Annotated in this window: 12 protein-coding genes; 9 read left to right on the top strand and 3 right to left on the bottom strand. The window is 66.4% G+C overall.

Annotated elements, in window-relative coordinates; genetic code table 11:
• Positions 1–63 precede the first annotated feature (63 nt).
• The 6 genes from ACZ5PO_RS24625 to ACZ5PO_RS24650 all read left to right on the top strand — a co-directional run bounded on the left by ACZ5PO_RS24625 (position 64) and on the right by ACZ5PO_RS24650 (position 8,102).
• Entirely contained in the window at positions 64–3,237 is a 3,174-nt protein-coding gene (locus ACZ5PO_RS24625; RefSeq protein ID WP_464184550.1) for a multidrug efflux RND transporter permease subunit, read from the top strand.
• A 77-nt stretch (positions 3,238–3,314) separates the two neighbouring features.
• Positions 3,315–3,812 carry a hypothetical protein gene (locus ACZ5PO_RS24630; RefSeq protein WP_464184552.1) on the top strand — a complete coding sequence of 166 codons (498 nt, stop codon included), beginning with the start codon at positions 3,315–3,317 and terminating at the stop codon, positions 3,810–3,812.
• A gap of 90 nt (positions 3,813–3,902) precedes the next feature.
• Positions 3,903–5,168 (top strand): DUF763 domain-containing protein, encoded by a 1,266-nt coding sequence (locus ACZ5PO_RS24635; protein WP_464184554.1) that lies wholly within the window; start codon positions 3,903–3,905, stop codon positions 5,166–5,168.
• A 188-nt stretch (positions 5,169–5,356) separates the two neighbouring features.
• On the top strand, positions 5,357–5,989 hold the full coding sequence (gene pncA / locus ACZ5PO_RS24640; RefSeq protein WP_464184556.1) for a bifunctional nicotinamidase/pyrazinamidase: 633 nt from the start codon (positions 5,357–5,359) through the stop codon (positions 5,987–5,989).
• Positions 5,986–6,348, top strand: coding sequence for a nuclear transport factor 2 family protein (locus ACZ5PO_RS24645; RefSeq protein ID WP_464184557.1), 363 nt, complete (start codon positions 5,986–5,988; stop codon positions 6,346–6,348). Before pncA ends, ACZ5PO_RS24645 begins: the two co-directional genes overlap by 4 nt.
• 1,133 nt (positions 6,349–7,481) lie before the next feature.
• Positions 7,482–8,102: a response regulator transcription factor gene (locus tag ACZ5PO_RS24650; protein ID WP_464184559.1), complete on the top strand. Its 621-nt coding sequence runs from the start codon at positions 7,482–7,484 to the stop codon at positions 8,100–8,102.
• Positions 8,103–8,339: 237 nt separating this feature from the next.
• On the opposite strand, the gene ACZ5PO_RS24655 is transcribed toward ACZ5PO_RS24650, so the two are convergent.
• Positions 8,340–9,641 (bottom strand): polysaccharide biosynthesis/export family protein, encoded by a 1,302-nt coding sequence (locus tag ACZ5PO_RS24655; RefSeq protein WP_464184561.1) that lies wholly within the window; start codon positions 9,639–9,641, stop codon positions 8,340–8,342.
• Positions 9,642–9,651: 10 nt separating this feature from the next.
• A complete protein-coding gene (locus ACZ5PO_RS24660; RefSeq protein ID WP_464184562.1) occupies positions 9,652–10,524 on the bottom strand; it encodes a glycosyltransferase family 2 protein in 873 nt (290 codons plus the stop codon).
• Positions 10,525–10,781: 257 nt separating this feature from the next.
• Between ACZ5PO_RS24660 and ACZ5PO_RS24665 the strand changes: the two genes are divergently transcribed.
• Positions 10,782–12,002: a glycosyltransferase gene (locus tag ACZ5PO_RS24665; RefSeq protein WP_464184563.1), complete on the top strand. Its 1,221-nt coding sequence runs from the start codon at positions 10,782–10,784 to the stop codon at positions 12,000–12,002.
• Positions 12,003–12,118: 116 nt separating this feature from the next.
• Here ACZ5PO_RS24665 and ACZ5PO_RS24670 read toward each other — a convergent pair whose 3' ends face one another.
• Entirely contained in the window at positions 12,119–13,099 is a 981-nt protein-coding gene (locus ACZ5PO_RS24670) for a glycosyltransferase family 4 protein (protein ID WP_464197014.1), read from the bottom strand.
• 15 nt (positions 13,100–13,114) lie between these two features.
• Here ACZ5PO_RS24670 and ACZ5PO_RS24675 point away from each other — a divergent pair, with 15 nt between their 5' ends.
• A complete protein-coding gene (locus ACZ5PO_RS24675) occupies positions 13,115–13,480 on the top strand; it encodes a hypothetical protein (protein ID WP_464184566.1) in 366 nt (121 codons plus the stop codon).
• A gap of 83 nt (positions 13,481–13,563) precedes the next feature.
• A complete protein-coding gene (locus ACZ5PO_RS24680) occupies positions 13,564–14,745 on the top strand; it encodes a glycosyltransferase family 4 protein (protein WP_464184567.1) in 1,182 nt (393 codons plus the stop codon).
• Positions 14,746–14,861 lie beyond the last annotated feature (116 nt).

Here is a 14,861-nt window from a genome sequence, read left to right on the forward strand (position 1 = left end):
TCGATACCGCACCGTGCCCTCGTCGGCCCGGCATCCACAACCCATCTTGAAACCGCGGTCTCCATGGCTCGTTTCTTCATCGACCGGCCGATCTTTGCGTGGGTCATCGCGCTGTTCATCTGCCTGGGAGGCCTGATCGCCATCCCGAACCTGCCGGTCGCGCAATATCCGATCATCGCACCGCCCTCGATCGCGCTCTCCACCGCGTTTCCGGGCGCGTCCGTCGAAGACCTCTATACGGGCACGACGCGCCTCATCGAGGATGAGCTTAACGGCGCGGCCAATATCCAGAGCTTCGAATCGGCCAGCGACTCCTTCGGCGTCATCGAGATCACGGCCTCGTTCAAGCCGGGCACGGATCCGGGCTATGCCTCGGTCGAGGTGCAGAACCGCCTGAAGCGGGTCGAGGCGCGCCTGCCCGCGGAAGTCCGCCAGCAGGGCATCCTCGTCGAGGAGGCCTCCGCCGCCACGCTGGTGATCATCACCCTGGTCTCCACCGACGGCTCCATGGACGAGGTCGGGCTCGGCGACTTCCTGATCCGCAACGTCATCAACGAGATCCGCCGTATTCCAGGCGTCGGGCGGGCGACGCTCTACTCGACCGAGCGCAGCCTTCGCGTCTGGGTCGACCCGGACAAGCTGCGCGGTTTCTCGCTCAGCGCCTCCGACGTCTCGACGGCCATCCAGAACCAGAACGTCCAGGTCGCCTCGGGCGCCGTCGGCGCCCAGCCGAGCCCGTCGACCCACGGCGTCAATTTTCCCATCATCGTCAAAGGCCAGATGCGGGCGCCCGAGGAGTTCGGCGCGGTCGTGCTGAGAGCCAATCCCGACGGCTCGACCGTGCGGCTGCGCGACGTGGCGCGCATCGAGCTCGGCGGCGAGGATTACAAGTTCACCACGCGGCTGAACGGCGGCGAGGCGGCCGGCATCTCCGTCACCTTGGCGCCGGACGGCAACGCGATGGAGACCGCCAAGGCCATCCGCGCCAAGATGGAGGAGCTGTCCCAGTTCTTCCCCGGCAATCTGAAGTGGGACATTCCCTACGACATCACGCCGGCCGTCGAGGCCTCGATCGAGAAGGTCATCCACACCCTGATCGAAGCGGTGGTGCTGGTCTTCCTCGTGATGTTCCTGTTCCTCCAGAACATCCGCTACACCCTCATCCCCACCATCGTCGTGCCGATCGCGCTGCTCGGCACCTGCACGGTGATGATGCTCGCCGGCTTCTCGATCAATGTGCTCACCATGTTCGGCATGGTGCTGGCCATCGGCATCCTCGTCGACGACGCCATCGTCGTGGTCGAGAACGTCGAGCGCATCATGAACGAGGAGGGCCTGTCGCCCAAGGAGGCGACCCGCAAGGCCATGGACCAGATCACCGGCGCGATCATCGGCATCACGCTCGTGCTCGTCGCCGTGTTCATCCCGATGGCGTTCTTCCCGGGATCGGTCGGCATCATCTACCGGCAGTTCTCGATCGCCATGGTGACGTCGATCGCCTTCTCGGCGCTCCTTGCCCTATCGCTGACGCCGGCGCTCTGCGCCACGCTGCTGAAGCCGATCGCCAAGGGCCACGGCCACGCCAAGCGCGGCGTCTTCGGCTGGTTCAACCGCCTCGTCGACCGCGAGACGTCGCGCTACGGGCGCGGCGTCTCGCGGCTGCTGGCGCGTAGCGGGCGCGTCATGGTGATCTACCTGATCCTGCTCGGCGGGCTCGGCTACGCCTTCGTGCGCATGCCCGAAGGCTTCCTGCCGCTGGAGGACCAGGGCTTCTTCACCGTCGACATCCAGACGCCTCCGGGGTCGTCCTTCAACCGCACCTTGGCGGCGGTGAAGAAGGTCGAGGAGCATCTGCTGGCTCAGCCGGGTGTCGCCACCGTGACCGTCGTCAACGGCTTCTCCTATTCCGGCCAGGGGCAGATGACCTCGCAGGCCTTCGTGACGCTGAAGCCGTGGCACGAGCGCGACGGGGCCAATTCGGCGGCGAACCTGGTGAACGGCACCAACAAGGCGCTGGCGGGGTATCGCGATGCCGTGATCCAGGCGCTGGAGCCGCCGCCCATCGACAACCTCGGCAATGCCTCGGGCTTCAGCCTGCGCCTGCAGGACCGGGCGCAGAAGGGCTATTCCGCTTTGATGGCGGCCGAGCAGCAGCTGCTCGGGCTCGCCAAACGCAGCCCCATGCTGCGCAACGTCTACGTGGAGGGCCTGCCGCCGGCGCCGCAGGCCGAGCTGGTCATCGACCGTGAGAAGGCGGCGGCGCTCGGCGTCGACTTCCGGGACATCAACAACACCATCCAGGTGAACCTGGGCTCGGTCTACACCAACGACTTCCCCAACCGCGGCAAGATGCAGCGCGTGATCGTGCAGTCGGAGGACCTGCAGCGCCTGAACGCATCGGATCTCCTCAATTACGGCGTCAGGAACGTCAGTGGCACCATGGTGCCGATGTCGTCCTTCGCCAGCCTGAAGTGGAGCGTCGGGCCCGCGCAGATCGTCGGCTTCAACGGCTACCAGTCCGTCCGCGTCACCGGCGAGCCGGCGCCCGGCTACACCACCGGCCAGGCGATCGCCGAGATGGAGCGGCTGATGCAGCAGCTGCCCAAGGGGTTCGGCTACACCTGGACCGGGCAGTCGCTGCAGGAAAAGGAGGCGGGCTCGCAGGCCTCCCTGCTGCTCGCGCTGTCGATCCTGATCGTCTTCCTCTGCCTGGCCGCGCTCTACGAGAGCTGGTCGATCCCGTTCTCGGTGCTGCTGGTCATTCCGCTCGGCGTCATCGGCGCCGTCGCGGCCGTCTACCTGCGCGGCATGCCCAACGACGTCTATTTCAAGATCGGCCTGATCACCATCATCGGCCTCTCCGCCAAGAACGCGATCCTCATCGTCGAGTTCGCGAAGGAGCTTTGGAAGCCGGGGACCTCGCTGGTGGACGCGACCGTGCGGGCGGCAACGCTGCGGTTCCGGCCGATCGTCATGACCTCGCTGGCCTTCATCTTCGGCGTGGTGCCGCTGGCCATCGCCACCGGGGCGGCCTCGAAGAGCCAGCAGGAGATCGGCACCGGCGTGATGGGCGGCATGATCGCTGCGACCGTGCTCGCCGTGTTCTTCGTGCCCGTCTTCTTCGTCGTGGTGATGCGCCTGTTCCAGCGCCGGCAAGCGGCCGCCGCCCCCTCCGCCGAGCGGCAGGCCGACGCCGGCGCGCCGTCCGCCGCGCCCCTGCCCGGTGTCGGGCACTGACGGGGACGGCCGATGCCTGCCCCGCCATGCGCCGGGCGACCTGATCGAGAGGCATTCGCAACCACGGGATCGACGCCATGAACCGCCTGGCCGCTTCAACCCTCGGACTCTGTCTCGTCGCCGCGTCGTCGACCCTTGCCGCGAACCAGCCGGGTCCTTCGCGTCCCGGCGAACGGGACGACGACAGCGAGCATCTCACCCGTCTGGCGGCCAAGGAGAGATTGAAGTTCCTCTACGTGATGCGGTCGGCGACACGCAGTTGCACCGAGGCCAGCCAGCTGCGATCCAGCCCGGAATTCCTGACCGGCTATCCGCTGGACGAGGTCGAGAAATCCCTCGAAGCGGCCGCCGCGGCCGCCCGCGAGGTCGGTGTCGATGTCGAGCAGGCGTGGTCGGAGGCGTCGTGGGCTGCGGAGATGGTGGGCAGCGGCATCAAGCAGGACACGGCCAAGTATATCGATCGCTGCCAGCAGACGGGACGGCTCTTCCTGGTCAACCTGAAACGGCTCGAGCACCTGCTGCGGGCGCTCGGCAGCGAGAGGCCGCCGATCAACGGCATCCCCGGCAGCGGCTGACCAGCCCTTACGGCACCGCGAAGGCACGGGGCTCGCACACCGCCGAGGCGCATGCTACAAGGATGTTCCTGTTTCGTTTCCGGGGACGCCATGGCTCGACGGGCCGGCAGCGCCGATCTGCCCCTGCACAACGGCCGCGTGCCGGCCTGGCTCGGCCAGCGCATGGCGCGCCTCGGCGCCGTGATCGCGCAAGCGATCGTCCACCACTATGGTCGCGACGAATTTCTCCGCCGGCTGTCGCATCCGTTCTGGTTCCAGTCGTTTGGCGCCGTCATGGGCATGGACTGGCATTCGTCCGGGATCACGACGAGTGTCATCGGCGCCCTGAAGCGTGGCCTCGGCCCGCTATCCGGCGAGCTCGGCCTGCATGTCTGCGGCGGGCGCGGCAGCCATTCGCGCCAGACACCGCACGAGCTCGTCGCCATCGGCGAGCGCATCGGCTTCGACGGCGCCGCCCTGGCGCGGGCCAGCCGCCTCGTCGCCAAAGTGGACAGTGCCGCCGTGCAGGACGGCTTCGAGCTCTACCTGCACGGCTTCATCGTCGCTGACGACGGCCACTGGGTGGTGGTGCAGCAGGGCATGAACGGCGCCAGCGGCGTCGCGCGGCGCTACCACTGGCTCTCGGAGGGTTTGACGAGCTTCGTGGAGGTGCCGCACGCAGCGATCGACGGCAGGGGTGGTGGTCAGATCGTCAACCTCACCGACCGCCGCGCCGCAGCCTCACGCAACCGGCAGCTGGATCTGGTGCGAGAGGGGCCTGACCGCGTTCTGCGGCTCCTGGCGGACGCCTCGGGGGAGGTTGCGCCGGCCGCCGCCGCGCGGCAGCCGCTGCTGCCGCATCTGATCATGCCGGCGCACCACGACGTGCGGCCGAAAGACGTAATGAGCCGACGCCTGCACGGCGCGCTGGCGGCCGCCGCCGACCGCGGCCCCGCCGACTTCGCCGAGCTGCTGCTGGTGCCCGGCGTCGGCGCCCGCACCATCCATTCCCTGGCCATGGTGGCGGAGGTAATCCACGGCGCGCCATGCCGCTTCGCCGACCCCGCCCGCTACTCGCTGGCGCACGGCGGCAAAGACCGGCAGCCCTACGCGGTGCCGACGTTCGTCTACGACAGGACGATCGAGGTGCTGAAATCGGCGATTGCCAGCGCCAAGCTCGGCAACGACGAGCGGCTCGACGCCATTCGCCGCCTGGACGCCGAGGCGCGGCGGCTGGAGCGCCACGTCGGCGGGCCGTCGCTGCCGGCCTTCGTGGCCGACGAGCGGCGGCGCTCGCACGACTACGGCGGCCGCAGCGTCTTCGGCTGGGAGCCGGCGCCGGCCACCGATCGCGGCGAAGCGTCCCACGAGCGCTAGAGTGCTTTGCGATTGGGTGGAGTCGCCCAATCGCAGAAAAGCGCTCCAGATTCAAAAGGTTATGAGAATTTATCTGCAATTGGATGATCTCATCCAATTGCGAAATGCTCTAGCCGCTGGACGTGGCGCCCGCCCACCGCGCGCTCCATACTGTATATTGTACCGCTGTTGCCATGGACGGATGCCCGATGCGGTTGAAGCGCGATACGGATCTGCTGCTGGTCGTGGATGTGCAGAATGACTTCTGCCCGGGCGGCCTGCTCGCCGTGCCCGGCGGAGCGGAGGTCGCCGCGCCGATCAACGCGCTCATGGGACGGTTCGCGCACGTCGTCCTGACGCAGGACTGGCATCCGCCGGACCATCAGTCGTTCGCGTCGGCGCATCGCGGCCGCCAGCCGTACGAGACCATAGCGCTGCCCTACGGCCCGCAGATCCTCTGGCCGGATCACTGCGTGCAAGGCTCGCCCGGTGCCGAGTTCCACCCGGAGCTCGACTTGACCGGGGCGGAGCTCGTGCTGCGCAAGGGATGTGACAAGGCCATCGACTCCTATTCGGCATTCATGGAGAACGACCGCACGACGCCGACCGGCCTTGCCGGCTACATGCGCGAGCGCGGCTTCGAGCGCGTATTCCTGACCGGGCTGGCGTTCGATTTCTGCGTGCTCTGGTCGGCCGAGGACGCCTGCCGTCTGGGCTTTGCCGCCGTCATGATCGACGATGCCTGCCGGTCCCTCGACCTCGACGGTTCGGATGCCGCCGCGCGGCGGCGGCTGCAGGCGCTCGAGATCCCTGTCGTGACGAGTATGGAGGTCGGCAGATGACGAACGCCGAGCACCTGTCCATTCTCGCAGATCTCAACCGCAACTACGTCCGCGCCGTCGACGAGGCGGATGTGGCTTGGTTCGACGCCCATCTGGCCGGCGATTTCCTCAACAGCAATCCCGACGGCAGCCTGATCGACCGCGCCGCGTTCCTGGAGCAGATCAGCCGCGGCTCGACGGTCAAGAGCATTCGCGAGCACGACGTAGTGATCCGCATCTTCGGGCAGCACGCCATCATCCACGCGCGCACCAGCTTTCTGAATCCTGACGGCTCGCAAGGCGCCGGCCGCTACACCGACGACTGGCATCTGATCGACGGACATTGGCGATGCGTTTCCGCGCACGTCGCGCGGTTTTAGCTGGATCTGCTCGCGGTTCGACTTATTGAGGGCCGCCCACCGCCCGCTCGTCTACGCTATCTTGAAGGTACACCCAAACGGGTGATGCGGAGACGCGGTAAATCTGTCATTGGACACGCTACCTTCTGTGCCGGTTCTGCGCGAGGGCCCTGAGCGCTGCGGTCCGGGCAGCTCGCGAGCGGGAGAGAAGGACACTTGGTTCAAGGAGTCGGAACCTGTCCTCGAGCAGATGATCTCGGGCCATGCCCTAGCGTTGGCGACGACGGGGCCACTTCGCCGCCGTCGCGTCTCCGTAGGCTTCCAAGCAAACAAGAACCGGCGGGCGTGGATTCATCTTTTGGTGAGCAACAAAATTTGATTTGCCATATTTCGCCGGTTGGCTCACTGGATGGGAACTGGGCGGCCGAGTCAAAATTCAAGGGAATTTTGATGATGGTCATTGATCGGTCTGGGCGGATAGCGGCAGGCGCTTGCGCGCCAATTTTGCCTTCGGCTCGGGCCCGGCATATCGAGAAGCGTTGTTCCGTGAGCTTCGGTGAGACCGGCTCGCTCGCTGCTTGCCGCGACAACGAGCCGGCGACCTGCCGCTGCCATCAGTTCGACGATGTATTCGGGAATATGACGCCTGGTTGGCGCCGGGGCTATTCGGGAGGGGCCCGGCGCGGTTCTCGCAATCGAGATGGAACAACGACGCCAAGTTCCTATCCGGAGGACGTAAGGTGTCATTGCCTGCGTCACGGCTGGAACCGGGCGTCGAACATCGCCTTTTCGGTTCGAGAGTTTCACTGAAGCGAAAGATGAGGAGTCCTCTCGGCCGACGGGCTGGGTGGGAGACGAGAGTTCGTGGGTGATTTCAGCAAGCCGAAAGCTAGGCGGGCCGACGTCGGCTTGAAGAGCGACGGCGCTGGGTGGTGGGGATTGCACGACAACCGCTGGGGACGTTCGACCGATATACGCAAAAGACGCAGTCGAATTGGCTTTGCGGTTCAACAGGGGGGGCTAAGTTGGGTACCACGGCTTCCGAAAGCGACGATCTCAGGAGACCGCTCAGCTCCGACCCTAGCGGCGGAGCGGGTGATATCCTCCCGTGCACCGTTCTGATCGAGGATCGGACCTTCTTCCGCGAATGCGTCTTGGCGTCGCTGCGAGCGATGGAGGCCAGTCACGAGTTCCAGGCCTTCGAGAGCGTAGCCGCCTGGGAGCAGAGCTCTGCGGCGGGCAGGACCTCGCTGCTCATCCTGTGGATGTCAGCGCCGTCCATGCAGCCGGAGCCCGACGGCGTCTTTGCCGATCGGCTGAGGCAAGTGCTGCAGCTGCCTGAACCACCGCCGGTCGTCGTGATGTCCGACCACGAGAGCGCCGATTGCGTCGCCTACGTCATGAACTGCGGCGCGAGCGCCTTCCTGCCCACGAGCATGGGCGTCGAGATGGCGGTCAAGGTCCTGGATCTCGTGCGCGCCGGCGGCAGCTTCATCCCGGCGAGCACCTTGTCGGCGATGACAAGCGCCGACGACTCCGTGCTGCGGGCCTCGGAACTGACGACGCTGCTGTCGCCGCGGCAGCTGGCGGTGGCCCGGGCCATGCGCAAGGGGCTGCCGAACAAGGTGATCGCCGACGAACTGGCCATGTGTGAGAGCACCGTCAAGGTCCACGTCCGAACCATCATGCGCAAGCTCAACGCCCGCAACCGGACGGAGGTCGCCTTCCTCACCCGGGACCTCGACACGGATCTGCGGGGCGGCATCGCGGGATGAGGGCGCCACGATGAGGGCGCCACGGCGACATTGATTCCGGACGAACGGAGTTGCCGCCCCCGCGCCCCCGGCAAGCCGGCGACGCGAGGGCGGCCGCCGCACCCCCCGGCGTAACCATCGCATTTTCGACGGATCCACAATCATTGCGCGGATCCGTCTACGGCATCTCCCGATCCGACGCGGTCGGATCAGACGAGATTACTTGGCGCCAAGGCGCCGGCTCGCCCTATGCGTTCCTCAGTTCGAAGCGCTCGACTTTGCCGAAGCAACCGGCGTGTCGGCGATCTCGGCCGAGCCGCCGGATTCGCTCGTCTGCCTGATGTCGGCCACCGGCAACAACACTTTGATCGTGTCTCCCGGCTGCACCGCGGCGGCGTCGCTCGCCACCATCGGCGTCGCGTCGGACTGCCCAGCGCGCAGGATCGTGAACGTCGGCTCGGGCCGCCGCTGGCCGGCTCCAGCGACGATCAGCCCCATCTGATTGAGGATGCCCTCCGTGACCTTGCTCCTGTTCCTGAGCTCCTGGAGCTTCTGGTCCGTGTCGCGGATATCGATGGCGATGTCGCCTTCACGCTTGTTCTTGAGGTCGAGAAGGCTGATGTCGGCCCTGCTGATCTCCTGGCGAGCGCGAAGCATGCTGGACTCGAGCCGCAACCGGCTCCCCTGCATTTCGGCCTTGGACCTTTCCAGGGCGTATTGCCGCGGTGCGGCGGCGAGGCCCCTGGTCACGAGCGACGAGATGCCGTCGAGCTCCTTGTTGATGAGCGCCGCCTGAGTGGCCTCGGTTTCCATCTGTGCGGATAGCGAGATGGCTTCCTTTTCAAGATAGGATTTGAGATCGCGCAGAGCATTGGTCTGGGTGCGATACGCGTCCGCCCGTGTCTTGAAGATCGAGATCTCCTGGTCGATCAACGCGGCAACTTGTGGTGCCGACTTACGTTCCAGCAATGTCTGGGGAAAGCTGATCGAGTCGCTGCCGGCTGCCTCGGACTTCAGGCGCGCCTGTCGGGCGATCAGCGCATCTCGCTGAAGCGCGACGCTCGCCAGATCGCCCTGCGCGGTCAGCGCGTCGCGGGCCAGATCGTTGGTCCGCAGGGCGCCGCCCGCCAGGGAGACGGCTTGCAGGACGGTCAGGCCCGGCCGGAAGGGAAAGTCGCCGGGCTTCATGACATCGCCGACGACATAGATAGGCCGGTACTGGATCACCTCGACGCTGGTGTCCGGCGGCTGGATCAGGTTCATCCGCCTTTGCAGTCTCTGGCCGATGGCCGCCGCGACGTCCGTTGGCGTCTTGCCGGCGGCACCCACCTCGCCGACCAGGGGCAAGGCGATGGTGCCGTTTGCCGCGACCGTAAACTCGTCGTTGAGGCCCTCCCACTCGACGATCTTGTCCTGCGAAGCGCGCCACTCGTAGACTTTGACGCGCAACTTATCCTGCGGGCCCAGCGCATAGCTCTCAGCCGCGTGCGCGGCAGCCGTGATGTTCAGCGCCGCGAGGACTGCGATCGCGAGAAGCGGTTTTTTCAAGGGGATCCCCATGGCCAGGCCGTCACAGTTTCAGGATGTATTCCGGGTCGGCGCGCCGGGTAAGGACATGGGCAAAGCCGATCAGGTTCCCCTTCAGCCTGCCCCGGCGATCGATATAGGGCTCGGGCCTCAGGCTCTTCAGGACGTTTGCAACGAGGTTCCGGCAAATCAGGCGAATGCCGAACCAACGCTGCATCGTGCCCTTGCCGATGAGGTAGATGGGATTGACGATCTGCGAGTAGCCCAGCCGGACGCCGTTGACCCGGCCACCCTTCGCGCCGAGATGCACGCCCCAGAGCTGCTCGATGCTGACGATGCGCCCGTGCGCCCGCAACTGACTGGTGAAGTCGATGTCCTCCTGCCATCCGTAGAGGGGGAGGCGCTCGTCAAAGCGCAGGCCGCCGATCGTGCTCGCGCGTATCGACATGTTGCAGCCATACGCGCCGGGATGGTCCTTGACTTGTGGGGGCGAAGAAAAGGAGGGGCGATAGGCGTCGAGTAGGGCGACGGCCTCATCGAAGCCGACGCCGGGTCCGTGCGCTCCGTCGGCCAGCAGGCTGCCCGTGACCACGGCATAGTCGCCGTGCTCGCGAAAGACCCGGGACAGGGTCTCCAAGTATGAATCGGAAGGAATGAAATCATCGTCGAAGAAGCTGATGATGTCGGTGTCGGCTTCGCAGAGCGACAGCGCGCGATTGCGTTGGGCGCAAAGTCCCGGGTCGCCGAAGACGTACGACACCCTGAAGGTGATGTCGGGACGCACCTCGATGTCGTTCGGCGATGGGGCCGAGACGATCACATGGTCGGGGTGCAGGGTCTGGCGCTCCAAGTGCGACAACAGCCTCGATACCAGCGATGGTCGACCGCTTGTCGGGACGATCAGCGTGATGTGCATGCCTTTCCCCGCAACTCCCCAGGAACTTACGACTACGGATTGCGAGGACTGTATGTGCGGACGCCTGCAGGCCCGAGTACCAAATCCGATGCCCGAGGTCTTAGGCCCGGCGGACTCTACTCCGAAATCGGTACGGACGCGGCCGGGGCGAGGCACGCATGGCGCAGCCCGGTTCCGAAAGAGTGGATTGGGAGCAGGAGCGTATCGTCGGATGATGCGCGGACGGGGGCATCGCGGTGCCCGGTTGGAGACAAGCAATGTACCAGTTTGTGGCGGCGGACGCGGCGATGCGAAGCAATGAGGTCGGTTCCGCTCCCCCCACGACGTCGCAGAATACCTACGGCTCGGTCGCCCTGGTCCACGACTGGTGCCCGTCGTTCCGCGGCGGCGAGCGCGTCCTGGCGGAGCTGAGGAAGGTATTCGACGCCGATCATATCTTCACGCTGTTCCATTTTCTGGACGACGACGTCCTGGATGCCCACTTCCGTGGGGCGCAGTTTCACACGTCGGCTGCCAACAGCTGGCCCGGCGTGCGCAGGTTCTATCGCCACCTCTTCCCGATCTGCCCCTTCCTCATCGAGCAGTTCGACGTCACCGGCTTCGACGCCGTCGTGAGCTCGTCGGCGGCGTTCGCCCGGGGAATCATCACGCGGCCCGATCAGCCGCATCTGTGCTACGTGCACAGTCCCATGCGGTATGCGTGGGACGAGCAGTTCTCCTACATCGATCAGATGCGCATGGGGAAAATCCGGGGCCTCCTCTTCAGGATGTTCTTGCACCAGATGAGGACGTGGGACACCCGCACGGCCCATGCGCCGGACGTGATGGTGGCGAACTCGAACTTCGTCAGGGCCCGCATCAGACGCATCTACGGTCGCGATGCGGAGGTCGTCTTTCCGCCCGTCGACGTCCCGCCCGAGGCCTTTTGCCGCGACAAGGACGATTACTACGTGACGGCATCCTTCCTGGCGCCGTACAAGCGGACCGACCTCGTCATCCGCGCCTTCAACGCGATGCCCAACAGGCGCCTGCTCGTGGTCGGGGACGGCCAGCAGTCGCGGGCGCTGCGCTCCATCGCCGGGCCCAACGTCGAGTTCACCGGGTTTCTGTCGCGGGCGGCCTATCTTCGCACCGTCGCCCGCGCACGGGCGTTGGTGTTCGCGGGCTGCGAGGATTTCGGCATCGCGTTGGCCGAGGCCCAGGCGCTGGGCACGCCGCTCGTCGCCTTCGGCCGGGGCGGCGCGCGCGACATCGTCGTCCCGTTCGGGGGAGGGCACGAGCCCACCGGGATCCTCTTCGACCGTCAGGACGAGACGACGTTGATCGATGCGGTTGCCGCGTTCGAGGCGTGCCGGGCCGACTTCTCGGCCGACGCCTGCCGGCAGCGTGCCGGCCGGTTCTCGACCGAGCGGTTCCACCAGGGCATCAACCGGGCCTTCGGCATGGCGCTGGAGGTTCATCGCGCCAACTTCCGTTGACGCAGGCCAGGCGGACGCAGGGCGTCCGCACCTCCAGCGCTCCGTCGCGGCGCGGCCGGATTCAGAGATTTGCAGCAGTTCGACCCGATCGGATGATCATATCCGATCGGACGCGCTCAAGCGCCCTGGAGGCCGCGTACCGCCAGGCGGCGCGCGTCGACGCGCGTGGCCTTGAACTCGGAGCCTCCACCCCACGAGGACGCCGATCTGCGACTGGCCAGGCTGGCCGCCTCCGCCGCCGTCATCAGGCCGTCGGCCACGGCCATTTCCTTGAGGTAGGCCTCGGCCGAGGCGGACCATCGGAACTCCTGTGCGCGGGCCTTGCCGGTGGCTGCCATTCTGAAGCGCAACGTGGGGTCGGCGCGTAGCCGCTTGAACGCGTCGATCCAGGCATCGGGCTGATCCGGCGGTGCGTAGATCGCTGCGTCGGCGCAGAGTTCCGGCAGGCTCGCGCGGTCGGATACGACGACGGGGCAGCCCAGCACCATGGCCTCCAGCGGAGGCAAGCCGAAGCCTTCCACGAAGGACGGAAAAGCAAGGCAGAGCGAACTCGACAGCAGTGCCGCGAGCTCGTTGTCGGAGAGCCGGCCGAGAACGGCGACGTTGGCGTCCTCGCTCGGCCCGGCGCCGGACTGAAACACCCTGGCGTCCAGTCCGCCGACGAGCGCCAGGCGGAATCCGGACGCAGCCAGGCGCGGCGCGAGCGCCAACAGCATGCCGACGTTCTTGTGCGGTGCCGGGCTGCCGATCACGACGATCGTGTTGGGGCCCGCCACCCGGCGCGTCTCGTCGGAGTGCTTTGGCGACCAGGCCAGAGCGTGCTCGTGCCCGTTGGGAATGACGGTGATCGCGTCAGACGAGCAAATCCCTTCCCTGACCAGTTCGGCCGCCGAGAACGACGAAACCGTGGTCACGCGCACTGCGCGTCTGGCGATGAGCGGAATGAGCAGCCTGTGCAGCAGGCGAAATTGCCGCGAATAGCTCTGCGGAAACGCGCGCGTGTTGACGTCGTGAATGCACAGGATCTGTTTGGCGGCCAGGATGGGGCCGGTGTTGCACAGGCTGAGCAGCCCATCGCGCACCTGGCCCGGCAGCACCAACTGCTCCCACGGGTGACCACCGAAATCACCCGCGCGGCGGACGGCGATCTGCTCCGTGGCGAGCTGGCGGCCATGCTTCGGCGTGACGAGCTCGACTTCCAATCCCTGCGCGAGCGGGTGGCCATCGCGGATCAGCCGATCCAGGCTGGCGACGATCTCGTGGGCATAGCGCTGAACGCCGGTGAGCGGTTGGGTCAGGAAACGTCCATTGATCGTCCAGCATCGGGTCATTCTTTTAAGGGGCCTTGTTCACCGGCGCGTAGCATGTGGAAATCGCGCTCGGTGAATGTCTTTCACCCCCGATTTCAGCGCCAGCTAGCAATGGGCGTAGGACGTGGGGAGGGCATACCCCTTCCGCACGATGGCTTCGCTCCATAGCGTAACGCCACCCTCGGATTGCCGTGTTGACCGCATTCGCCGGCGCCCTGATCAAAGCTGATGCGAGCACGGAGGTTTTGAAGGTGAATGCCGATGCCCAGTGGTCGAGGACGTCCGCGCGCCGCGTCTGGACCGTCAACGGCGACTTCGTGACCCTCAAGCCGACCGGCGTCGCCCGCTACGCCAGGGAGGTGACGTCGGCGCTCGACGATCTCGTGGCTGAGCGCCATCCGCTGGCGCACGATCTCGAGCTCAACCTCGTCGCGCCGCGCGAGCCGGTGGATCTGCCCCTGCGGCGCATCGGCGTGACGGTGGTTCCGGAGTTCCGCACGCCGCGCCTGCCCCAGGTCTGGGCGCAGTTGCAGCTGCCGCGGCACGTCGAGGGCGGCCTGCTCAGTTTCTGCAATCTGGCGCCGATCGCCATCCGCCGGCACGTGGTCTGCATCCACGACGCCCATACGTTCATCATGCCGGAGAGCTACGGCCTGCTGTTCAGGCTGGCTCACCGCCTCATTCTGCCGGCGCTGGGGCGGCGCGCGCAGCTCGTGACGACGGTGTCCGGATTATCACGCGATCATCTCGACGAGCTCGGCATCGCGCCGCGCAGCAAGGTCGTCGTCGCCTACAACGGCAGCGATCATGCGGATCGCTGGCGGCCGGCGCGCTCGGCGCGCAGCTATATCGACCGCAAGCCCTTCGTGCTCTGCATCGGGCGGGACCAGCCCTACAAGAACATGTCGCTCATCTGGCGGATCGCTCCGGCGCTGAAGCAGCTCGGGCTCGATGTCCTGGTGGCCGGAAACGTCGCCGCGACGGACGTGCCCCAGCTGTCGGACAATGTGCACCTGATCGGGCGCGTCGATGATGACGAACTCGCGGCCGCCATGTCGAACGCTGTCTGCTTCCTTTTTCCGTCCCGGATCGAAGGCTTCGGCCTGCCCGCCGCCGAAGCGATGGCGAGAGGCTGCGCCGTGGTGGCCTCGACCGCCCCGGCGATTCCCGAAGTCTGCGGCGATGCGGCGCTCTACGCCGATCCGGACGATGTGCAGGGCTGGGTTCGTGCCATCGCGTCGCTGTATCAAGACCCTGCCCTGCGGGCGTCGATGCGCCGGGCCGGCTATCAGCGTTCGCGGCGCTTCACTTGGCGACGGGTGGCGGAGACCTACCTCGAGCTGATGGCCCAGGTCGACGGCCGCAGTGACCTAGTCGGAACGGCCGGGGCGTCGTCGGAGGCTTCCTTAGGCGGATCGGCACGGTTCGGCTGAGCAGCCCGCAGCGGGCGCTGCCTGGAGCGCTTTGCGATTGGGTGAATTCACGCAATCGCAAAAGAAGCGCGCCGACCAGATCATGAACGAGGAATAGGTTGGCAAGCCGGGCTGAG

The sequence above is a fragment of the Chelatococcus sp. KU-N122 genome (genome assembly GCF_055391085.1).

Coding starts and splice junctions, on each gene's coding strand:
- ACZ5PO_RS24655 (WP_464184561.1), bottom strand. CDS start 9,641: ATGGGGATCCCCTTGAAAAAACCGCTTCTCGCGATCGCAGTCCTCGCG.
- pncA (WP_464184556.1), top strand. CDS start 5,357: ATGCGGTTGAAGCGCGATACGGATCTGCTGCTGGTCGTGGATGTGCAG.
- ACZ5PO_RS24660 (WP_464184562.1), bottom strand. CDS start 10,524: ATGCACATCACGCTGATCGTCCCGACAAGCGGTCGACCATCGCTGGTA.
- ACZ5PO_RS24665 (WP_464184563.1), top strand. CDS start 10,782: ATGTACCAGTTTGTGGCGGCGGACGCGGCGATGCGAAGCAATGAGGTC.
- ACZ5PO_RS24625 (WP_464184550.1), top strand. CDS start 64: ATGGCTCGTTTCTTCATCGACCGGCCGATCTTTGCGTGGGTCATCGCG.
- ACZ5PO_RS24630 (WP_464184552.1), top strand. CDS start 3,315: ATGAACCGCCTGGCCGCTTCAACCCTCGGACTCTGTCTCGTCGCCGCG.
- ACZ5PO_RS24635 (WP_464184554.1), top strand. CDS start 3,903: ATGGCTCGACGGGCCGGCAGCGCCGATCTGCCCCTGCACAACGGCCGC.
- ACZ5PO_RS24645 (WP_464184557.1), top strand. CDS start 5,986: ATGACGAACGCCGAGCACCTGTCCATTCTCGCAGATCTCAACCGCAAC.